This window comes from Vibrio rhizosphaerae (assembly GCF_024347095.1).
In the GTDB taxonomy this organism is placed as follows: Bacteria; Pseudomonadota; Gammaproteobacteria; order Enterobacterales; family Vibrionaceae; genus Vibrio; species Vibrio rhizosphaerae.
Genome location: NZ_AP024903.1, coordinates 3,025,016 through 3,048,220, shown reverse-complemented (window position 1 = coordinate 3,048,220; position 23,205 = coordinate 3,025,016). Strand labels below are relative to the sequence as shown.

The 23,205-nt window shown below is 48.4% G+C and carries 18 protein-coding genes; all 18 read left to right on the top strand.

Annotated elements, in window-relative coordinates; all coding sequences use genetic code 11:
• The first annotated feature begins 38 nt into the window (after positions 1-38).
• The 18 genes from OCV37_RS13315 to tldD all read left to right on the top strand — a co-directional run bounded on the left by OCV37_RS13315 (position 39) and on the right by tldD (position 23,169).
• Complete coding sequence (locus OCV37_RS13315) at positions 39-2,120, top strand: sigma 54-interacting transcriptional regulator (RefSeq protein ID WP_038185768.1); 2,082 nt, start codon at positions 39-41, stop codon at positions 2,118-2,120.
• Between the two features lie 14 nt (positions 2,121-2,134).
• Positions 2,135-2,962 (top strand): formate dehydrogenase accessory sulfurtransferase FdhD, encoded by an 828-nt coding sequence (gene fdhD, locus OCV37_RS13310; protein WP_038185764.1) that lies wholly within the window; start codon positions 2,135-2,137, stop codon positions 2,960-2,962.
• Between the two features lie 39 nt (positions 2,963-3,001).
• The gene (locus tag OCV37_RS13305; protein WP_038185761.1) at positions 3,002-3,580 is read left to right on the top strand and encodes a HupE/UreJ family protein; all 579 of its coding nucleotides are present in this window, start codon (positions 3,002-3,004) and stop codon (positions 3,578-3,580) included.
• A 71-nt stretch (positions 3,581-3,651) separates the two neighbouring features.
• Complete coding sequence (gene hypF / locus OCV37_RS13300) at positions 3,652-5,931, top strand: carbamoyltransferase HypF (protein ID WP_038185757.1); 2,280 nt, start codon at positions 3,652-3,654, stop codon at positions 5,929-5,931.
• A 67-nt stretch (positions 5,932-5,998) separates the two neighbouring features.
• Positions 5,999-6,250 carry a HypC/HybG/HupF family hydrogenase formation chaperone gene (locus OCV37_RS13295; protein ID WP_038185754.1) on the top strand — a complete coding sequence of 84 codons (252 nt, stop codon included), beginning with the start codon at positions 5,999-6,001 and terminating at the stop codon, positions 6,248-6,250.
• Between the two features lie 4 nt (positions 6,251-6,254).
• Complete coding sequence (gene hypD / locus OCV37_RS13290; protein WP_245609163.1) at positions 6,255-7,418, top strand: hydrogenase formation protein HypD; 1,164 nt, start codon at positions 6,255-6,257, stop codon at positions 7,416-7,418.
• The gene (gene hypE / locus OCV37_RS13285) at positions 7,415-8,416 is read left to right on the top strand and encodes a hydrogenase expression/formation protein HypE (protein ID WP_038185748.1); all 1,002 of its coding nucleotides are present in this window, start codon (positions 7,415-7,417) and stop codon (positions 8,414-8,416) included. Before hypD ends, hypE begins: the two co-directional genes overlap by 4 nt.
• A gap of 9 nt (positions 8,417-8,425) precedes the next feature.
• On the top strand, positions 8,426-8,776 hold the full coding sequence (gene hypA / locus OCV37_RS13280; RefSeq protein ID WP_038185745.1) for a hydrogenase maturation nickel metallochaperone HypA: 351 nt from the start codon (positions 8,426-8,428) through the stop codon (positions 8,774-8,776).
• On the top strand, positions 8,769-9,869 hold the full coding sequence (gene hypB, locus OCV37_RS13275) for a hydrogenase nickel incorporation protein HypB (RefSeq protein WP_038185743.1): 1,101 nt from the start codon (positions 8,769-8,771) through the stop codon (positions 9,867-9,869). Before hypA ends, hypB begins: the two co-directional genes overlap by 8 nt.
• A 413-nt stretch (positions 9,870-10,282) precedes the next feature.
• Positions 10,283-12,217, top strand: a complete 1,935-nt coding sequence (gene csrD / locus OCV37_RS13270; RefSeq protein WP_390902294.1) for an RNase E specificity factor CsrD — start codon at positions 10,283-10,285, stop codon at positions 12,215-12,217.
• A 178-nt stretch (positions 12,218-12,395) separates the two neighbouring features.
• A complete protein-coding gene (locus OCV37_RS13265) occupies positions 12,396-13,439 on the top strand; it encodes a rod shape-determining protein (protein ID WP_038185732.1) in 1,044 nt (347 codons plus the stop codon).
• Between the two features lie 63 nt (positions 13,440-13,502).
• Complete coding sequence (gene mreC / locus OCV37_RS13260) at positions 13,503-14,390, top strand: rod shape-determining protein MreC (protein WP_038185729.1); 888 nt, start codon at positions 13,503-13,505, stop codon at positions 14,388-14,390.
• On the top strand, positions 14,380-14,868 hold the full coding sequence (gene mreD, locus OCV37_RS13255) for a rod shape-determining protein MreD (RefSeq protein ID WP_038185726.1): 489 nt from the start codon (positions 14,380-14,382) through the stop codon (positions 14,866-14,868). Before mreC ends, mreD begins: the two co-directional genes overlap by 11 nt.
• Positions 14,865-15,434 carry a Maf family protein gene (locus tag OCV37_RS13250; protein ID WP_038185722.1) on the top strand — a complete coding sequence of 190 codons (570 nt, stop codon included), beginning with the start codon at positions 14,865-14,867 and terminating at the stop codon, positions 15,432-15,434. The genes mreD and OCV37_RS13250 overlap by 4 nt, the downstream gene beginning before the upstream one ends.
• Before the next feature lie 20 nt (positions 15,435-15,454).
• Positions 15,455-16,924, top strand: a complete 1,470-nt coding sequence (gene rng / locus OCV37_RS13245) for a ribonuclease G (RefSeq protein WP_038185718.1) — start codon at positions 15,455-15,457, stop codon at positions 16,922-16,924.
• A gap of 19 nt (positions 16,925-16,943) precedes the next feature.
• Positions 16,944-20,891 carry a YhdP family protein gene (locus tag OCV37_RS13240; RefSeq protein WP_051680887.1) on the top strand — a complete coding sequence of 1,316 codons (3,948 nt, stop codon included), beginning with the start codon at positions 16,944-16,946 and terminating at the stop codon, positions 20,889-20,891.
• Positions 20,888-21,721 carry a carbon-nitrogen hydrolase family protein gene (locus OCV37_RS13235; protein WP_038185715.1) on the top strand — a complete coding sequence of 278 codons (834 nt, stop codon included), beginning with the start codon at positions 20,888-20,890 and terminating at the stop codon, positions 21,719-21,721. The genes OCV37_RS13240 and OCV37_RS13235 overlap by 4 nt, the downstream gene beginning before the upstream one ends.
• Positions 21,718-23,169 (top strand): metalloprotease TldD, encoded by a 1,452-nt coding sequence (tldD, locus tag OCV37_RS13230; protein WP_038185712.1) that lies wholly within the window; start codon positions 21,718-21,720, stop codon positions 23,167-23,169. Before OCV37_RS13235 ends, tldD begins: the two co-directional genes overlap by 4 nt.
• The last annotated feature ends 36 nt before the right edge of the window (positions 23,170-23,205 follow it).

Below are 23,205 nucleotides of genomic sequence, written 5' to 3'. Positions count from 1 at the left end.
TCTGGTGTAAAGAGCCTTTGATTGAGTCGTGACTGATTATGAATAGAATTGCTCAAGAGTTGATGAACTTTTCACAAGCCATGCTATCGATTCACGATATGTCGGACTTGTTGAAATTTCTAAATGACGATGAATGTTCATTTCTGCAAGTCGAGCGGATGAACATTATCCTTCACCGAGACGTTGCTGATGAAGTGAGCCTGTATTATGTGGACACTCACCGGCAAGTTCAGCATGAGATCTTTCATCCTCAAGAGATCGGTTTATATCACCCGTCGTATGAGGATGGCTTTTATGAAATCGATGGTGAAGGATTTTCTTACTACTATCCACATGCGGCTGAACACCCGGCTTACCGACAAATCGAGCATTACTGCAAAATGCCGTTGAATACGGTTAATCAACAATTGGGTGTCATTGAGTTCATCAATCCTAAGCTGAGTAATATGGAGGATGGTGAAAAGCAGTTTCGGATGGTCAGTAGTATTCTCGTCTCTTTCATTGCTCATATTGTCGAGCATGAATTAGCATCCAATATGGCTCAGCAACTCAGTCATGAGCGAGATAACTACCATATTCTGGTGGACGTCACGAATGCGGTGATCAGCCAAAATAGTAAAGAAACACTACTCAACTCTTTGCTGCGGTGCCTGAACCAACATTTTGCCATGCATCATCTGGCGCTGATCGAACCCTATCAAGGGCATTATATCCAGTACACCAGTGACTTGAGTCAGGGAGACATTCATCATCATTGTCATTTTTTTAGTGATGACAGTGCGTTTCAGAACACGAAAGAGCCTTATTCCCCGGTATTAATTCAGGACGATGATTTAAGGCCATTATTTTTTCAGAAGAATGCCATCGAGTTTGCCGAAGATATTGAGCAACTGATCGTGATTCCTATGGTATTCCGGACCAATCGCGTCGGATATATTGCCTATATGCGCCATAAGAGAGAGCAAGACATTGCTCTCGATCTCGATTTATTGCAGCAAATTGCGGCCCGGGTCGCGATGGCTATGCATAGCTTAAGTGTGCATGAGACACATACCAAAGTGCTGCCGCAAAGTGAATATATTTCGATCGAATCCAAGGATGAGAAGCAGCGTATTTTTGACGATATCATCAGCCAGAGTGAGGCGATGAATCGGGTACTTGATCAGGTGGCGATGGTCGCTGATTGCGATAGCACGGTGTTGATTCTCGGGGAGACCGGAACGGGCAAAGAATTAATTGCCCGGGCGATTCATAAGATGAGCCGGCGTAGTCAGAAACGGATGGTGAAAATGAATTGTGCCGCTGTGCCGGAAGGTTTATTTGAGAGTGAACTTTTCGGCCATGAGCGTGGTGCATTTACCGGCGCGGTCCATCAACGGGTGGGGCGGTTTGAACAGGCGCATCAAGGCACTCTGTTTCTGGATGAAATCGGTGATATGCCATTAGAGTTGCAACCGAAGCTGTTGCGGGTATTGCAGGAAAATGAAATTGAACGGGTCGGGAAAAATCAGCTGATTCAGGTTGATGTGCGGATTGTGGTGGCAACCAATGCTGATTTACTGTCGATGGTGCAGGAAAAAACCTTCCGTAATGACCTGTATTATCGGCTGAATATATTTCCGATAGAAATCCCGCCGCTCCGCGAGCGGCCGGAAGACATCCCTTTATTGGTGAAGCACTTTACGCGTGTCATTGCTAAGCAGATGGGCAAAGAGATTTCCGCGATCACCAATGAAACCATGCGGGCACTGACTGCGTTTGCCTGGCCCGGTAATGTCAGACAGTTACGTAACTTTATCGAGCGATCCGTGATTTTAACCCGCGGAGATGTGCTCAATGCGCCACTGGATGAATTAGTTAAATTAGGTCTCGAAGTGCCGAAAGCCGAATCACAGCTACAGGGCGATGGTTCGGAGGTTTACCCAGAGAAAAAAGATACGATTGAAATGAATCGTGATACGGTGATTCAGGCGCTGAAAGAAAGTAATGGGATTGTTGCCGGCGCGCGTGGCGCGGCTGCAAAGCTCGGTTTAAAAAGAACAACATTGCTGTCACGAATGCAACGGATGGGGATTAGCAGCAAGGACTATTTGCCTGAGACTGAATCCACCTCGTCATGAATCAGGATTGCTCTATGAATGAATCTTTCACGGTACAGAATATTGATTCTGTCAGTCATAAAAAAATTGTGCGTTATCGGCAGAATAGTCGGTGTCATCTGGTGGATGATGTCTTGATTCAAGAAGTGCCGGTTGCTTTGGAATATAACGGGGTGGCTTATACCGTTATGATGTGTACCCCCAGAGATCTCGATATGTTTGCCGTCGGATTTTCGCTGACCGAGGGCATCATTGATCATGACCGGGATATTCATGATATCAACATCCAGATGAGTCCGGATGGGATCACGCTGTCGATTGATATTGCGAATCGCTGTGTCAATCGTCTGCAGGAAAAGCGGCGGACGATGGCCGGGATGACCGGATGCGGTCTCTGTGGTACGGATCAGTTAACTCATGTTTGTCGGATACAAACACCACTGGAAAGCCATACCTCCTTTCATTTGCAAAAACTCGATGCGGTTTTACACCAGCTAAAACAGCGTCAGCAGCTCAATCAACTGACGGGCTCTTGTCACGCAGCCGCCTATCTGAATACGCATGGCGAGCTTGAAGCGTTATTTGAAGATGTCGGACGGCATATTGCGCTCGACAAATTGATCGGTTGGGTCAGCAAGCATCATAAACAGAAAGGCGTGGTCTTGGTCACGAGTCGCGCCAGCTTTGAAATGGTGCAAAAAGCGGCAGCCGGTGGTGTTGAGATTTTATGTGCCATTTCAGCTGCAACCGACATGGCGGTGGATTTAGCGGAGCGTCTCAATGTGACGTTGTGTGGTTATTGCCGCCCCGGACAAGCCAATATTTATACACACGCAGAAAGGATTCTCGGGTTGAATCAATAGTTGGGAATGTATTTCGTTTTGAGAGAAAAGAGATAAAACATGAAAATAAAGAATTTGTTCCTCGGGTTAATGGTTTTGTTTTCTCCACTGGCATTGGCGCATCCCGGCCACGGTGGTGATCATGGTTTTGAAAGTGGCATCCTGCATCCGCTGACTGGTGTCGATCATCTCAGTGTGATGATCAGTGTTGGTGTTCTGGCGGCTTTATTTGGGGGAAGAAGTCGTTGGCAGATGCCACTTTCTTTCATCGCATTGATGATCGTTGGTGGAATTTTAGGGGTCTCCGGTTTGATTGTACCGGGGGTTGAACTGTACATCGCGCTCAGTGTCGTTGTGATGGGGCTGTTGCTGTGGCGGAGTGTGCAAATTTCTCATCAGTGGGTGACGGTTTTAGTCATGGCATTTGCCGTATTTCACGGGATGGCGCATGGTGCAGAGATGCCATTCAATAGCCATGCATTGGCGTATTTCAGCGGCTTCGTCCTGTCGACTTTTCTGCTACATATGACGGGGATTGCGCTGGGGAGTGCTGTGTTGCGTTTTTCCGCCAGTGGCCGGTTGGTCAAAATGCTCGGCGCGATTGTCGCAATACTCGGCGGTTCGTTTCTGCTGTCTTAATGTTGTCTGAATTGATTTGGTGATGTGTCTTCAGTGGCTGAACTGCTGAAGACCACTAGGCTGGTTGTGCCATGAATGAACGATATTTTATTTGTGTTTCTGGCGTTGTGCAGGGGGTTGGTTTCCGTCCCTTTGTCTATCAGTTGGCAACTCAGCACCATCTGTCCGGATGGGTGATGAATAGTTCTGAAGGGGTTAAAATTGATGTGCAAGGGCGCAAAGATGCGCTTGATTTGTTTGTTCTGGCATTGAGTGAGCGCCCGCCACATCTTGCCCGAGTGGATGAAGTCACCTGCACGCCACAGCAGTTACAGCCCTCCCGGGGATTTTTAATTCATCCGAGTCAACAGGCAGCTAAGGTTGCGGTTCGTATTGCGCCGGATCAGTCCGTCTGCCCTGAATGTTTGGCTGAAATGAAATCGCCGCATTCACCTTATTATCATTATCCGTTTATCAACTGCACACATTGTGGTCCCCGCTATTCCATCATCGAACAACTCCCTTATGACCGGGTCAACACCACTATGAAAGGGTTTGATTTCTGCCCGTCATGTCGGCAGGCCTATCAGGATCCAAGTAATCGCCGTTATCATGCCCAGCCCACCAGTTGCCACCACTGTGGCCCGGAGATGACGCTGCGTGATGCGCGAGGGACACTGACCACACAACCCGAAACCGTATTTGTACAAGCGGCTGAGATACTCAGCCGGGGTGGGGTGATTGCCGTCAAAGGCGTCGGTGGTTTTCATCTGGTGTGTGATGCAACGTCATCTGCAAGTGTAATGAAATTGCGACACATGAAGCATCGGCAGCGTAAACCCTTTGCGGTGATGGTTGATGGGGTTGAAACGGCGACACAGTATGTCACGGGGGAACCCGCCGAATGGCAGGCATTGACCGCCAGTGCCGCACCGATTGTGCTGATGCATCGCCGTGTACATCCTGATCTTGTCCCGGAAGTCGCGTGTGACAGTCCTTATTTAGGTGTCATGCTTCCTTCTACGCCGTTACATCATCTGCTGTTTGAACAGTATCGTTGTTACCGAAGTGAGCCCATTCTTGTGATGACCAGCGGTAATCTGTCCGGGATGCCACTGATCACTGATGGCGACGATATGTTGCATTTGTTTGGCGAGGCGCTGGATGGTGTGCTGGACCATAACCGTCCGATTGCCAACCCATGTGACGATAGTATTGTGCATTACGCAGGAAGCGCCATGCGGGTGTTGCGGATGGCAAGAGGTTATGGCCCCTTCAGTGGGCATCATGATTATCAGGGAGCACCGATTGTGGCGGTAGGCGCTCAGCAAAAATCCACGATTGCTATGGCTTGTCCCGGACAGTTGATGCTGTCTCCTTATATCGGTGATCTGGATGATCCCGATACCCAGCAACGTCATGAAAAGACGATCTCATTATTTCAACATCTATACCAGTGTGAACCTGCCCATTGGGTATGTGACTATCATCCGGGTTATGTTGCGACTCGGTTTGCTGAACGGCAGTCAGGTCAGTTATTGCAGGTACAGCATCATCATGCGCATATTCTGGCGGTGATGGCGGAATATCGGCTGACCGGCCCGGTATTAGGGTTTGCGTTTGACGGCACCGGCATGGGTGATGATGACAGCGTGTGGGGTGGTGAAGTATTACTGGCTGATACACAAGGGTATCAGCGATGTGGCTATTTGCGCCCTTTCCGCCTGATCGGCGGTGAGCAGGCCATTCGTGAACCGGCCCGGATTCTGTTGGCAATGCTACTGGCATGTTATTCATTGCAGGAGATCCAGTCGCTGGAATTACCGGCTTTTCAGCAATGGGATGATCGCGACTTCTCGAATCTGCATCAATTGTGGCTGTCTGGCCGGCATTCTCCCTGGTGTTCTTCCGTCGGGCGACTGTTTGATGCGTGGGCCTGTCTAGGGGGATTGCTCGAACGCCCTGATTTTGACGGCGAAAGCGGCTTAAAGGTTGAAGCGGCAGCAATGAAATCCGGGCAAACAAAGACCCCCTGGGAAATGCACTGGATGGGTGAGGCCGCGATACTGGATTGGGCACCGCTGCTTACACAGTGTATTACTGCAAGAATCTGGCGGAATGACGCGGTTGTTTCGGCCGCCTGCATCGGGCTGATTGAAGCATTAGCCGGGGCGATTCAACAGATGGCCCGCCGTTATCCGGCGCTGCCGGTCATTGTCAGTGGCGGGGTGTTTCAAAACCGATTGTTGATGGATGTCTTGTGGCAGAACTGGGACCAAACCAAACAGCCGCTTTATAGCGGCACAATGATCCCGACCAATGATAGCGGGATAGCAATGGGACAGCTCTGGTATGGCATGCACCAGTGCTGAGTAATCAGAATGATCCGACGGTGAAGCCTTTGGCGCTGAGATGTCGGACTGCAAAGAGTAATGCGTGATGTGTTTATGTATTCCCGCGAGTGTTGTCAGCGTTGATCAACAGCAGATGACCGCCGTTGTTGATACTTTAGGTGTCGCACGAGAAGTTAGCACTCACTTGATATCAGAGCCGATTCAGGTTGGTGACCACTTACTGATTCATGTGGGGTTTGCGATCAGTAAGATTGATCAGCAAGAAGCCAAGGAGAGCTTACAAACTTATCGTGACCTGATCAGTCAGGTTGGTTCTGATGACATGTGGCTTGGGTGAAGCAATGAATAATGAAATGAGTGTGACCGATTCGGTGCGAACTTTATATCAGGGCTTCCGGGAGCCGGCCGTGATTCGTGGTCTGGCAGAGCAGATTCGCCAGAAAGCGTGTCACTTGACCGAGCCTCTGTACATGATGGAAGTGTGTGGCGGACACACGCACACCATTATGAAATACGGAATTCAGCAGTTACTTCCGGAGAATTTACATTTTGTCCACGGGCCGGGATGCCCGGTCTGTATCATGCCGAAAGAGCGTATTGATCATGCCATTATACTGGCGCAGACCGAAGGCGTCATTTTGGTCACTTTGGGAGATATGATTCGGGTACCGGGCTCTCGTTTGTCTTTGGCCGAATGCCGGGCTAACGGTGGGTCGGTCGTGCCGATCTATGACCCGATGGATGTGCTTGAAATCGCCCGCCAGAATCCGCAACACAAAGTGGTCTATTTCGCAATTGGCTTTGAAACCACTACCCCGATGACGGCGGTTCTGGTCCAGCAGGCACAGCGCTTACATCTCACCAACCTCTGTTTTCATATCAATCATGTACTGGTGCCACCGGCAATGGAAGCCGTGATGGCCGATTCACAGACGCGGGTGAATGCATTTCTTGGTCCGTCTCATGTCAGCGTGATTACCGGTGCAAAGATTTATCAGCCGATTGTGCAGCATTATCAAATCCCGGTGGTGGTGGCCGGCTTTGAGCCGGCCGATGTGCTGGAGTCAGTACTGATGTTGGTTGAACTGGCCCTGAATGGCCAGCCTGATTTGCAGACGCAATATACGCGAGCTGTCTCATTTGACGGCAATGCCGTTGCTCAGGCATGTATCACCGATATTTTTGAAGTCCGGTCTGCCTTCAACTGGCGTGGATTGGGGAATATTCCGCAATCGGCCCTGAAGCTCCGGGAACAATATGCCGACATGGATGCCGAAGTGCTATTTGAGTCGTTGTTGCCACAGACTCCGGTGGCAGACCATAAAGCATGCCGTTGTGGCGATATTTTACGCGGGCTGGCCAGCCCTCCTGATTGCAAAGTGTTCGGCAAAGCCTGTCAGCCGAGCCGGCCAATGGGCAGTTGTATGGTGAGTTCGGAAGGGGCCTGTAATGCTTATTATCGCTATGCTGGTGTTGATACTGAACCACAGGAGTCACGTGAATGAAAAAACAGCAGACCGTTCAATTGAGTCATGGTGGTGGTGGCGTCGAGATGAACCAGCTGATTCGGCACTTGTTTTGGCAGCGTTTCGACAACGAGATTCTCAATCAGGCAGAAGATGCCGCAACCCTGAGTATGCCGTCCCCGCTCGCCATGACTACCGACAGCTTCACCGTCGCGCCGCATTTTTTTGCCGGGGGGAATATCGGAACCCTTGCCGTTGCCGGCACCTGTAATGATTTGGCGATGGTCGCAGCGAAACCAACGTATCTGAGTTGTAGTTTTATCATTGAGGAAGGGACGCCAATCTGTGAACTAGAGGCGATTGTCGATGCGATGGCGACAGAGCTTACGGTGGCTGAAGCTCAGATTGTTTGTGGTGATACCAAAGTTGTCCCCAGAGGTGCGGCAGATAAGGTGTTCATCAACACCACCGGCATCGGTGCAATCCAAAAAGCTGATGTCTCGGCACATAGGATTATGGCGGGTGATGTGATTTTGGTGTCCCGGGATATTGGTTGTCATGGTGCCTGCATTCTTGCCGCCAGAGAATCATTACGGCTTGCTCATCCGATCATCAGTGACTGTGCCGTATTGTGGCCGGTGGTTGAGGCGTTGTTAGCTGACTCAATCGACATTCATGCGATGCGTGATGCAACGCGGGGCGGTCTCTCTGCGGTGTTCAATGAATGGTGCCAGAGTTGTGGATTACAACTGGCGATTCAGGAAGCACAGATTCCGGTGGATGATGCTGTGCGGGGGATCTGTGAATTGTGTGGCTTTGAACCCTGTGATTTGGCCAATGAAGGGACGTTTGTGATCGCTGTCCCTGCCACGCAGGCACAGCGTACACTGGATATTTTGCATCAGTTTAACGCCCATGCAGCCGTGATCGGTGAAGCCGTTTCCTTATCGCCGGCAAAACCAGTGCTGCACAGCGCTTGGGGAAGTCGGCGTTATCTCGACTTTCCTGCCGGTGAGCTGTTACCGCGAATTTGTTAGGAGCGAACCATGCACGAATTGTCTTTGAGTCTGAAAACCATTGATCTGGTTGTCGAACACGCCCGTCAGCGACAATCTTCCCGGATCACTGCCGTGACCTTGGGGATCGGGGTGCTGTCTTGTATTGAACCGGATGCGTTATTAACAGGCTTACAGTTTGCGAGTCGCGAAACGGTCGCGGAAGGGGCGCAATTTTTAGTCGAGATGATTCCGGCCACCGCCTGGTGTGAATCGTGTCAACAACATGTTGATATTGACAGCCATTATACCGGCTGTCCGTTGTGTCATTCGTATCAGCTGATCGTGGCAACCGGACAAGAATTAAAAATTAAATCGATAGAGGTAGAATCTTATGTGTAGTGTTTGCGGTTGTGGCGAAAGCCATTTGGATGAGCATCATCATGACCATCATGACCATCATGACCATCATGACCATCATGACCATCATGACCATCATGACCATCATGACCATCATGACCATCACCATCCTCATCCCCATGCTGAACCGTCAATCGGTCAGCCGATGGTCATTCACCATCATTACAATCATCAGGGCGATGTTCACCATCATATTCACTACCATATTCATCAGGACCAATTATCAGCAGCGGTGCATCACTCTGCTGAGCCTCATCACCATCATGAACCACACTCTCATCAAGCTCATCATCATGAAGCACACCACCATGAAACGCATAACCACGACGCGCCTCACCAACCGACGGTGACGGCGCAAGGTGATCTTCACTATGGTCAGGGAGCTGCCCAAACGCATGTCACGGGCGTGTCTCAGCGTCAGTTAATCCATCTGGAACAAGATATTTTGAGTCAGAATGATCAAATCGCTGATGAAAACCGGGCCCATTTTCAAGCACAGGGACAACTGGTTCTGAACCTGATGTCGAGCCCGGGATCCGGCAAGACGACGTTACTGGTCGAAACATTGAAGCAGTTGCAGTCAAGTTATTCATGTGCGGTGATTGAAGGGGATCAACAGACCAGTCAGGACGCCAACCGGATCCGGGCAACCGCTGTTCCCGCCATTCAAGTCAATACTGGCAAAGGCTGTCATCTCGATGCTCAGATGATCCACCGTGCATATCATCAGTTAGACATGCAAACATCCGGGATCTTGTTTATTGAAAATGTCGGCAATTTAGTTTGTCCGGCGAGCTTTGATCTGGGAGAGCAACATAAGGTCACGATTCTGTCGGTTACCGAAGGGGAAGATAAACCGTTAAAATATCCTAATATGTTTGCTGCATCGCAGTTGATGCTGGTGAATAAAATCGATCTGCTGGACTACGTTGATTTTGATATTGAGGCCTGTATTGCCAATGCGCGCCAGATCAATCCGAACATTCAAGTGATCAAGATTTCTGCCACTACCGGTGAGGGCATGTCAGCTTGGATTGATTGGCTCACACAGCAACAGAAGCAACTTGTATCCTGACTGTGCGTTGGCTGATACGTTACATTATTGGAGGGAGGTCTCAAATTTGCGTTGATCCTTATTGATCAGGGTAGATCGGATAAAACCCTTGATTACGGCTGATATCTTCATGAAATGGGGAAACTTATCGGAGAAAAGGAAAGAACAGGCAGAACAAAACCGAGCTTGTACGGAGAAAGTGAATAAAGGCGTTCTTTTGGATACTTCGGTTCAGGTATATATTGTTGTCCAGAGGATGGTCAATATTTCCTGTTATTTTTGATTGTGTTATGCGATTCGCCGTCATGTGACATGATTTCGTTGTATCCTGAATGAACTGCCATTCAACTTTTCGATGAATATAAAAGGATTTGATATTCATGAGATATACGCCAACGCTCAAGCTGAGCACCCGACTGGTTGCGGTGGTCACGATGATTGTGACCGGGGCGATTTTCATCTTATTTATTGGCGGAACCCTTTCTTTTCAGCGCTTGGGGCATGAATATCTCAATCACTACCTCTACGGTGTGGTTGAAGTCATTGATAAAGAGATGGAAGAGCCTGATGCTGCTTATTCCATGCAGCGCTGGGTTCCCAAGTTACTGCATGCCAGTAATATTGTTGAAATGACCCTCACGTCGAAAGCCGGCGTTGTGTACCGATTTAAAGATACCACCTCTTCGATTGAGGAGAGTCGGCTGTATCATGCTCATTTTGGTCTGAAACGCAATCAGGATTACACCTTACACTTTAAAGTGGTTCCGCCCTATATCGGTTTTACCTACTCGTTCAGTGCCATGTGGTCGACAACTTTCGCGGTGATTTTGATTGTCGTGTGTCTGTTGAGAGGCGTGAAATGGTTACAGGCGCAATTACTCGGCTCTGAATTACTTGAAGAACGGGGCAGAATGATTCTGGCCGGACAAGTAGAGCGTTATGCGAAAGGAGATGAAAGAGAGTGGCCTTATACGGCGAGTGAAGCGCTCGATCGACTGATTGAAGAGCTGCAAGATGCCCGTCAGGAGCGGAGTCGTTTTGATACATTTATCCGGACGCAGACGTTCTTGGATCAATTGACAGGCGCTGCCAACCGGGTGTTATTTGATAGCAAACTGGAGGCGGCCTTACTCGAAAATGATGCGCGTGGCGGAGTCGTCATGCTACAGCTCGAAGAGCTGGACGGGCTGGATAAATCAGAATTCGATCATTTGGTTGTTCAGGTCGGGGAATGTATTTCGAATGTGATCCAACGTTATCCGGATGCGATTCTGTCGCGTTATTATGATGCGGTTTTCTCGGTATTCATTCCCCATCAAAATTCAAAAGAGGTGGCTCAAGTCGCTGCCCAATGTTTGAAAGGAATTGAACGGCTGAGTCTGCCACTGCCAATGGCGCCGAATAACTGGTGCCATATCGGTGTCACGATGTACACCGAAGGCGAACAATGGGGAAGAATTATTGATGAGGTGGAAACCGCATTAAAAACAGCCCAGTTGGAAGGCATCAATGCGTGGAGCCGATTTAACAAGGTCAAATCGGCCGATGACGAAAGAGGAAATGTCCGCTGGCGTAGTTTGTTTGAACATAACCTGACTGAAGAGAAAATCTGTTTGTTCAAACAAGACTGCTACGTCATCTCGCGTCAAAAGCAACTCTCTGTGGCCCATCGCGAACTCTTTGTCAGAATCCCTGAGCCGGGGCAGGGATTTATGAAAACATCGCGATTTATCTCAGCCATTGTGACGGTCGGGTTCGAGGCGGTGCTGGATCGGGTGACCTGCCAGCGGGTGATACGGTTTTTGCGTGAAGAAGGGACAGGGACTGACGTTTATTCGATTAATCTGTATGTGACGTCCTTTGCGCAGCGGTCACATTTTATCTGGTTCAGAAATTTGCTGATGCAACTGCCTCGAGAATACCGTCAGCGGCTCTGTTTTGAGTTTACGGAAAGTCATTTAGTGAAGCACCTTGACTATATGCGACCCGTGTTAAAAATGATTGCTGCATTCAATTGTCAGATTGTCGTCGGACAGGTCGGACGTACGATTGTTAGTACGCACTATGTCAAAGAATTCAAAATTGACTATCTCAAACTGCATCGTAGTCTGGTAAAAGGGATTGAACGGCGCTCCGAGAATCAGCTGTTTGTTCGAAGTATGGTCGGGGTTTGTCGTGGTGCAGACACTCAGATTATCGCCGTCGGTGTTGAATCGGAAGGTGAATGGCGCATACTTCAGTCTTTGGGCATTAGTGGTGTTCAGGGACGGTTATTTGATATCGAATCTCAATGGATTCCCAAGCCGCGGGTCACCAATGTGAAGCCCGGCAAACGGAAACGCTGGAAAACGAAACACGTTCAGCGCTGACAGAATCAGCGAAGATTGGGTGCAATTTCAGACTGAATCTTCGCTCTGAGTAAGAAATCTGTTAGAAATTGCGTGTTTCTGTCCATGTTTCGGTGTCAATATCTTGCTGTGACAGCAAGGCATTGGTACATTTAACGGAATTTTAATCTTCAATTTTCTTGCAGGATGAACGAAGAATATGTTTAAGAAACTTCGTGGCATGTTTTCAAACGACTTATCGATTGATTTAGGGACTGCCAACACGCTTATATACGTTAAAGGACAAGGTATTGTTCTTGACGAGCCTTCCGTTGTCGCAATTCGCCAAGATAAAGGGCGTGGTGGTCGTAGTGTCGCTGCCGTCGGGCATGCGGCAAAACAGATGCTGGGACGAACGCCGGGAAATATTTCCGCAATCCGCCCGATGAAAGATGGAGTCATTGCTGATTTCTACGTCACAGAGAAAATGTTGCAAACTTTTATCAAACAAGTCCATGACAATAGTTTCCTTAAACCAAGCCCTCGGGTGCTGATTTGTGTCCCTTGTGGTTCGACTCAGGTTGAACGACGTGCGATCAAAGAATCGGCGGAAGGTGCCGGTGCCCGCGAAGTTTATCTGATTGATGAACCGATGGCGGCTGCGATTGGTGCAGGGCTTCGTGTGTCAGAACCGACTGGTTCGATGGTAGTTGATATCGGTGGTGGTACCACTGAAGTCGCGGTTATTTCTCTCAATGGCGTCGTTTATTCGTCTTCCGTACGGATTGGCGGTGACCGGTTTGATGAAGCGATTATCAATTATGTCCGTCGTAACTACGGCAGTTTGATTGGTGAAGCGACAGCTGAAAAAATTAAACATGAAATTGGGACGGCTTATCCGGGAGATGATGTCCGGGAAATCGAAGTTCGTGGCCGTAATCTGGCTGAAGGCGTGCCGCGTAGTTTCACGCTGAACTCGAATGAAATTCTGGAAGCGCTTCAGGAACCTCTTACCGGTATCGTTTCTGCTGTCATGATTGCATTAGAGCAATGTCCACCGGAACTCGCATCTGATATTTCTGAAAATGGGATGGTACTGACGGGTGGCGGAGCATTGCTAAAAGATCTTGATCGTCTGCTGACTGAAGAAACGGGTATCCCCGTTGTCGTTGCCGATGATCCACTGACATGTGTTGCCCGAGGCGGTGGTAAAGCGCTAGAAATGATTGACATGCATGGCGGTGATTTATTTAGTGAAGAGTAGTGCCATCTTTATCTTTGGGTCATTGTTTGAGATGAAGAGACGCTGCAAAACGGGATTGTCATCATGAAGCCAATTTTTGGGCGAGGTCCATCTCTTTCGCTACGTCTTTTTTTTGCCGTTGTTTTATCAGCCAGCCTCATGCTGGCTGATAGTCGTTTAAATACTTTTTCTCACGTCCGTTATTTTCTCAACAGTTTCGTTGCGCCGATTCAGTATGCTGCGGACCTGCCTCGGGTTTTATTTGACGGTTTGTACGAGCGGATGCAGAGTCATCGGACGCTGTTGGAATCCAATCAACGTCTGAAACAAGAAGTGTTGACGCTCAGAAGTGATTTGATTTTGTTCAATCAGTACAAAGAAGAAAATCAGCGCTTAAGAAAATTACTGGGATCTTCTTTTGTCCGGGATGAACGAAAGATGGTCACGGAAGTCATGGCGGTCGATACCTCACCTTATACCCATCAAGTTGTGATTGATAAAGGCCGCACCGATGGCGTTTATGAAGGCCAACCCGTTATTAATGAAAAAGGTATTGTCGGTCAGGTGACGTTTGTCGCCGCGCATAACAGCCGGGTACTGTTGTTGATCGATTCAAATAGTGCCATTCCGGTTCAGGATCTACGCAATGATATTCGGGTGATCGCTTCCGGGAATGGTCAGTCGGAATATATTCAACTGGAGCATATTCCGAGTAGTACCGATATCGAAGTCGGGGATTTATTGGCATCTTCAGGATTGGGTGGCATTTATCCCGAAGGTTATCCTGTCGCGAGAGTGGCCAAAGTGGATAAAGACACACGTCGCGAGTTCGCGGTGATTGAAGCTACGCCCGTGGTTGATTTTGATCGCTTGCGTTATTTGTTGCTGGTCTGGCCCAATGAGGATCGGCAAGAGAAAGCCCGCCAGTCTTTAACGGATTCTTTGGATAAGGAGGCGCAACATGGCCAGTAATGTTCTGAAAGGGCATGTTGTGATCTGGATATCTTTCTTTTGTGCACTCGTTTTGCAGACGATTCCATGGCCGGGGGCGCTGGAACTGTTTCGTCCTTCCTGGATTTTATTGATTCTCTGTTACTGGGTTCTCGCGTTACCCCATCGTGTTAATGTCGGAACTGCTTTGATACTTGGGCTACTCTGGGACTTGATTCTCGGATCGACCTTGGGGATCCGTGGCATGATGTTGTCTATTATTGTGTATATTGTTGCAATGAATTTTTTGATTCTGCGGAATATGGCATTGTGGCAGCAGGCGATTGTGATTGGATTACTGACGATTGCACTCGATTTTATGGTTCTGGGCGGGGAGTTTTTGTTCCGGCCCGTTGAGTTCAATCCACTCTCGTTATGGGGCGGAATCATTAGCTGCATCTTATGGCCGTGGCTTTTCCTATTGCTGAGACGCGTGAGACGCTATTGGAATATTCGATGAGTGAGCGGACACTTTATCTTGCGTCTGCCTCGCCGAGACGAAAAGAACTCCTGACGCAGTTAGGTTATGCGTTCGACATTATTTTACCTGAGGTCGTAGAAGAGCATCAGGCTCATGAATCAGCGCAAGCCTATGTGTCGAGATTATCCCGGGATAAAGCAATCGCAGGTTTGCAGATGGTCATGTCTGAGGGAGCGGTTGTTTTAGGGGCTGATACGATTGTTGTGGTCGATCAGCACATTCTCGAAAAGCCTGACAATTTTACACATGCCCGGCAAATGCTCTTGCAGCTTTCCGGGAGAAACCATCAGGTTATGACCGCAGTGACGGTGACCGATGCCCAACAAACACACACGATAGTTGTCACCACAGAGGTATGGTTTAAATCGTTGTCAGATGAAGAAATAGAACATTATTGGCAATCGGGTGAACCGGGTGATAAAGCTGGCAGTTATGGCATTCAGGGATTGGGTGGAAAATTTGTAACTCGGATTGAAGGTAGTTATTTTGCCGTTGTCGGACTACCACTATTTGAAACTGACCAGCTCTTGCATAAATTTTTATAAAATCAAATTGAGGTGCGCTCATGAGTGCAGAGTTGTTGTTGAATGTAACTCCGAGTGAGAGTCGCGTGGCGATGATAGAGGGTGGCGTCCTTCAGGAAATCCATATCGAACGGGATGCAAAACGCGGTATCGTCGGAAATATTTATAAAGGAAAAGTGAGTCGGGTATTACCCGGGATGCAGGCTGCATTTGTGGATATCGGTCTGGATAAGGCTGCTTTTCTGCATGCTTCGGATATTGTTCCTCACACTGAATGTGTGGCGGAAAATGAGAAGCAGCAGTTTCAGGTGCGCGATATCTCTGAGCTGGTCCGTCAGGGACAAGATATCGTTGTACAAGTTGTCAAAGATCCGCTCGGAACCAAAGGCGCTCGTCTGACGACCGATATCACGTTACCTTCCCGGTATCTGGTCTTTATGCCCGGCGCAAGCCACGTCGGTGTTTCCCAACGAATTGAAAGTGAATGCGAGAGAGAGCGTCTCAAGAGTATTGTCGCAAATTATTGCGATGAGCTGGGGGGCTTTATTATTCGTACGGCTGCCGAAGGCGCTGATGAGAAAGAACTGTCTCAGGATGCGGCTTTTCTCAAGCGCTTGTGGAGCAAAATCATGGAGCGGCGGGCAAAGTATAAAACGCGGACCACGCTTTATGGCGAACTGGGATTATCACAGCGTATTCTCAGAGATTTTGTCGGCACTGAACTCACTAAAATTCTGGTGGATTCTCGTCTGGAGTTTGAAAATCTCAAAGAGTTTACCTCTGAATATGTACCGGAACTGACCGAGAAACTGGTGTTGTATGAAGGTGATAAACCCATTTTCGATATGTACGACACCGAGAATGAAATCCAGCGTTCTCTGGAGCGTAAGGTCGAACTGAAATCCGGCGGTTATCTGATCATCGATCAAACCGAAGCCATGACCACCATTGATATCAATACGGGGGCGTTTGTTGGTCGCCGTAATCTGGAAGAGACGATTTTCAACACCAATATTGAAGCCACCCAAGCGATTGCCCGTCAACTTCGGTTACGCAATCTGGGCGGCATTATTATTATTGATTTCATTGATATGGTCTCAGAAGAGCACCGGGGCCGTGTGTTGGCTTCTTTAGAGACGGCGCTGAGTAAAGATCGGGTCAAAACCAATATTAATGGCTTCACCCATTTAGGGTTGGTTGAGATGACACGTAAGAGAACGCGGGAAAGTATTGAACATGTCTTGTGTTCGACTTGTCCAACATGTGAAGGTCGCGGACAAGTCAAAACTGTTGAAACCGTTTGCTTTGAAATTTTGCGTGAAATTACCCGGGTGAACCGTGCGTATGATGCAGATAATTTTGTCGTATATGCTTCGCCAGCCGTCGCTGATTCTTTACAAGGGGATGAGTCTCATGCGTTGGCAGAACTTGAAGTCTTCATTGGTAAACAGGTGCGGATCCAAGCGGAACCTTTGTATATCCAAGAACAGTTTGATGTTGTCATGATGTGACGTAACTGAGTAGAGTATTGTGCGTTTTATAGTTTCTCGTCTTGTACGGACATCACTATGGCTTTTATTGAGCCTATTGGTTTTGCTTGCGATTCTGATTTCAGCGTTGAGGCTGGCGTTACCTCATATGAATCAGTATCAAATACCGATGACTGAATGGTTGAACCGTCAGGCTGAAATTCAATTTTCAGTCAAAGATATCCAAGGATTCTGGCGTAATCGTCACCCTTCTCTTTCTTTGACGGGCTTCCAGGCACATTTACCTGATACATCGAATATTCATTTTGCAGCCGATCGGGTCGATATTGAGTTCGATTTATTTAAATCACTGCTGCAGTGGCAGCCGGTGATTGCTAATTTAGTGATTCACCAGTCAAAGCTCGATATCAGTTCGGTTGATCTGTTTCAACAGCAGTCTCCCCATAACTCCCGTGATCGGGATGAGCAAGAAAAGATCCAACAGGAAACGATTCGTCAGCTGGACAATATCTTTCTACGGCAGCTGGATGGCTTCTCGGTTGTGGACTCGACCATTCGTTATCGGTCGCTTGCGGGTGATATCCGGCAGTTGGAGATTGCCAAACTGAAATGGCAGAACAATGGTCGTCGCCATCAGGCCCAAGGCGTGGTGAGTGTCACCAATACCGGTATTAACTCCCTTTCTGTTCGTGCGGACTTTGAAGATTTTGACTCATTTCACGACATTTCTGGCCAGTTTTATGTCAGTTCAGACAATATCAGTATTGGTCCATGGCTAAGTCAGTACCTGAAAAAAGAGACGGGTTTTCATCGTGGTCAGGTGAGCTTCAATGGCTGGCTGACCCTCGAACACAATACTCCGAAAGACGGTTATGTGCAGGTTCATCCTTCTGATCTGTTCTGGTCGGATTCAGCGAATAAACATCCGGATTCAGCAAGCGGAAAACAGCACCATTTGCATATGCAGGAAGGGATATTCCGGCTGATTCCCAAGCAAGACGGTATGGTGATTCAAGCTCAGTCGGTGGTATTACAAACGGATGAGACACAGTGGCCGGAACTTAACTTTTTGATGAAATGGCAGCCCGATCACTGGCTGATGAATATTGGCGAGATCAATATTGGTTCATTGGTGCCGTTGATCAAACGTATGCCTTTGTCCAAGCAAATACAGGATATGTTGGCACAACTGAAACCACAAGGTACGTTGCATGATATTCGCTTAGCCGGTGATATGCAGGGCATCCGACAATATTCTGCGCAACTGTCCAAAGGGGCGATTCAGCAATGGTCTTTGTTACCGGAAGTTCACCATCTTCAGGCGAGTATCCGTGGCACGACCGACAAAGCTGTGATTCGAGCCCATCTGGATGATGACACACTCCCTTACGGAGATGTGTTTCAGGCACCGTTAATTATCCAAAAAGGTCAGGTCAATTTAGTCTGGCAATCGACTGCCGATGGTTGGTCGCTATGGTCAGATCACGTCGCTGTACGCACGCCTGATTTACAGACTGTCGGTCAATTTAAACTGGATTTTTTCCATGATCAGAGTCCGTTACTGTCACTGTACACCGAAGTCGATCTCTTTCAGGCCGGAGAAACGTGGCGTTATTTGCCGGTCCGTGCATTAGGCGACGAATTGACCGATTATCTGTCGACTGCGATTCAGGGCGGGGAAGTCAAGACGGCAAAAATCTTGTGGTACGGGCGTTTAGATGACTTCCCTTATCAGCGAAATGACGGCATTTTTCAGGCTTGGGTCGGATTAAAAAATGCCCGGTTCAGTTACGATACTGCATGGCCACCTTTAACGGATCTACAGCTTAACTTACTGTTTCAGAATGAATCGATGTATCTGGATTCAAGACAAGCGCATCTGATGGATGTGAATGCTCGACGCATTACCGGGCGGATTCCGCTTTTAACCGATTCAGGCCATATTGAAATTGAAGCAAGAGCCGAAGCTCAAGGCAACGCGTTGCGTGATTTCATGACATCGACTCCGTTGGTTAATTCGGTCGGTGCGGCATTAACCACAGTACAGGTCAACGGTAAGATCCAATCTGAATTTCAGCTCAATATTCCTTTTGAAAGCGATCAGGAGCCGAGAGCATGGGGATGGGCAGATCTCAAGAATAATGAGGTTGACATTCAATCCCCCTCGCTTGATTTGCGCAAAGTATCCGGACGGATTCGTTTCGATAATGATGTCGTGACGGCTTCCGCCTTGCAGGGCGAAATGCTTGGTCAACCAGTTTCATTGGATTTCCAGGGAGAAAGCGGCAGCAAAGGGTACAATGTTCATATTGATACGGTTGGTGATTGGGAAGTGACGCCCTTGGCATCTTATGTCGGTCAAAAATGGATTGCACCGCTTTCCGGCCATGCTGCATGGGGAATGGGGATTGATATTCAGCTCAATGACATTGGTTTCTCTTATCAGGCCAATCTGAATACGGATTTGAAATCAATTGCCAGTCAGTATCCTTATCCGTTGAATAAAAAGGCTCAGCAACAGGGAAAAGCGGTATTACAGATTTCCGGTAATCAGGAAACGATCAGTGCCCGGCTTCAACTGCCTCAGGCTAAGTATCAGACGGAAATCGATGTCACCCAATCCGAGCCGGTGCTTACGGCAACCAACCTGATTTTAGGGAATGGCAGCTTTAAAGTGAGCCCGATTGTCGGACATTCAGCCACAATCCGTTTGGATCACTTCGATCTCGATCAATGGATTGGATTGTTGACCGATGAAGCGACGTCCACCGGCGCACCGAAAGCCAGCACCAATCAAGCCATGTCAATGCCGGCGCTTCCGATACCGGATCATATCGAAATGCAGGTGAAAGATCTGACGCTGGCGACACTGGAATGGCATGATGTGGATTTTCTGGCCCGCCATAAAAGTTTTGGCTGGCGTATGAATGTCCAGAGTCAGGAAGTGCAGGGGAAAGCCAATTATATTGCTCCCTATGATTTGAGTGTGGCGTTGGATCAACTGCATCTCTACATTCCTGCGTTGGAAAAGCGCAAAGAGCACGATTCGTTATTTATTGATGAATCCCGTCCAAATGAACGTCTCATTACCCGTTTTGATCGTCAGTTTCATCAGCTGATGCCCAACCTGACTTTGGTGATCCAAGATTTCTGGTTTCAGGGGTATAAAGTTGGTCGTTTGAACATGGATTTCCAACGCCACGGGAAAGAACTGTTATGGAAGAATATTGATATCGTCAGTGGCAGTAATGAAATTCATGCCAATGGCCAGTGGACACTGGATGGGAAACAGTCCCATACTGTGCTAAACATGGATCTGAAAGGTGATAACAATAGTGACCTGATGGAGCGGTTTGGTATCTCTTCGGGGATTCAGAATGCACCGTTCTCGATCAAGACACAATTGGCATGGGACGGCGCACCCTGGGCCGCTCAAATCGATACTCTCAAAGGTTCGGTCAGCTCAAAACTGGGTAAAGGCATTATCTCCGATGTCAGTGGTGCGGCCCGTTTCCTTGGGTTGTTTAGTTTAGATTCCATTATTCGTAAGATGCAGCTCGATTTCAGTGATGTGTTTGATCAGGGAATGGCATTTGACTCTATTGAAGGAAGCGGCGAAATATCACAGGGCGTGTTCGTCACCAATAATATTGAGATGGATGCTTTGGCCGGCAATATGAGTATTAAAGGTCTCGTTGACCTGAATGCCAATAACATCGATGCGGAAGTTCATTTTGTGCCGGATGTCACTTCTGGCATACCGGTTCTCAGTGCTTTTGCCGTGAATCCTGTGACAGCACTTTATGTGCTGGCAATTACGACGGTAATTTCCCCGGTGGTTGAGGTATTTACCGAGGTCAATTATGAAGTGAAAGGGCCGATTGATAAACCTGTGGTCAAAGAGATCTCCCGGAGTAAAGGTGAATTCAAACTACCGGAAAAATTACGCGAAGAAGCACAGCAACGTCAACAAGGAGCGACCCAATGAGCCGAGTCGGTTTAATTCAGATGACATCCGGACCTGATCCGGAGCACAACATTCGATGGATTGAAGCACAGGTGGAAGCGTTATCTGGGCAGGGTGCTGAGTGGATAGTGACACCTGAAAATGCCATCGTTTTCGGCTCCAAACAGGATTATCATCATCATGCTGAGGTCTTGGGGGGCGGTCCTTTACAGGATGCTTTGAGCCGAATTGCCAAAACGTTTTCAGTTTGGCTGATTATTGGTAGCTTTCCGGTGAGAACGCCACAGGGTGTAACGACGACGCTGCTGGTATATTCCTCTGACGGTCAGCGCGTCACATCTTATGATAAGCTGCATATGTTTGACGTTGATGTTGCGGATGGTCATCAGCATTATCGTGAGTCGGATACCTTTCTTGCCGGCTCAGAAGTTCGGCTGGCGTCAACACCGTTTGGTGAGTTGGGGCTTTCGATTTGTTATGATGTGCGGTTCCCTCATCTCTACGCCATGCTACGCCAGCAGGGCGCCCAGATTATCTTAGTACCGGCCGCATTTACTGCAGTGACCGGATGGGCTCACTGGGAGATTCTCCTGAGGGCCCGAGCGATTGAAACCCAATGTTGGGTGGTTGCTGTCAATCAGTGTGGTGTTCATGAGGGGGGCCGGGAGACTTGGGGACATTCAATGGTCATTAACCCTTGGGGCGAGATCGTGGCAAGTCTGGCGCAAAGCGCCGCGACATTAGTCGTTGATCTTGATCTTGATTTGTTAGCTCAGGTGAGAACCTCAATGCCAGTATTATCTCATACACGATTTAGCAATCAGTTTTTGGAACAGAAGAGCGAATTATGACAATTGAACATATAGAAAAAGCACTGCTTCATCCGACCGGGCTTTCTGAACAATTCATAGAGCAAACCTTGTCGAATATGATGGTCCGGCAGATCGATTATGCGGATCTGTATTTTCAGTCCAGTTGGCATGAATCGCTGGTTCTGGAAGATGGGCTGATTAAAGACGGATCTTTCAATATTGATCGGGGCGTTGGTGTCCGTGCGGTCAGTGGTGAAAAAACGGGTTTTGCCTATTCAGATCAGTTAACGGAAGAGGCGCTACAGCAGAGCGCAGTTGCTGCAAGAGGAATTGCTCAACAAGGGCAAACCGGGCAGCAGCGGATCCGACCATTTTCCCGCAAAAATTCCCAAGATTATTATGGTATGGATAATCCGCTGGATAGCTGGCAGAAACAACAGAAGACTGAATTGCTGAAAGCATTAGATGCTTATATCCGTACCAAAGAACCGTTGGTTCAAGAAGTCTCGATCAGTTTGAGTGGTGTCTATGAACAAGTCTTGGTTGCCGCCACGGATGGTACATACGCCGGTGATACGCGCCCGTTAGTCAGACTGTCAATCAGTGTACTGGCACAAAAAGGCGACCGACGTGAGCGAGGCAGTGCCGGCGGCGGTGGCCGGGTCGGTTATGACTATTTTCTCACCGAGCGTGACGGTATGGCTGTCGCCTATGAATTTGCGGATGAAGCGATTCGTCAGGCATTAGTTAATCTGGAAGCTGTTGCTGCCCCTGCCGGGACGATGCCAGTGGTTCTCGGGGCCGGTTGGCCGGGCGTATTATTACATGAAGCTGTCGGGCATGGGCTTGAAGGCGATTTTAACCGCAAAGGATCTTCCGTATTTTCCGGTAAGATCGGGCAGAAAGTCACCTCGGATCTTTGTACCATCGTTGATGACGGCACGTTAAAAGATCGCCGCGGATCCTTGAATATTGATGATGAAGGGGTTCAGGGGCAGTATAATGTCCTGATCGAAAATGGTGTGCTGAAAGGCTATATGCAAGATAAACTCAATGCACGCCTGATGGGAATGGCACCGACCGGCAATGGCCGCCGGGAGTCTTATGCGCATCTGCCGATGCCTCGGATGACCAATACCTATATGCTTCCCGGTCAGCATACACCGGAAGAAATTATTTCAACGGTTGAGAAAGGCGTGTATGCCCCAAACTTTGGTGGTGGTCAGGTGGATATTACCTCCGGAAAGTTTGTGTTTTCGGCATCTGAAGCCTATTTGATCGAAAACGGCAAAATCACACGCCCCATCAAAGGGGCAACATTGATCGGTTCCGGGATTGAAGCGATGCAACAAGTCTCGATGGTCGGCAATGATTTACAAATTGATAAAGGGGTTGGCGTGTGTGGTAAATCCGGACAAAGTTTACCGGTCGGTGTCGGGCAACCAACCTTAAAACTCGATGCAATTACTGTTGGTGGGACGGATTAATCATCAATATTTTTCAATATCAAGCTGGAGTATGAA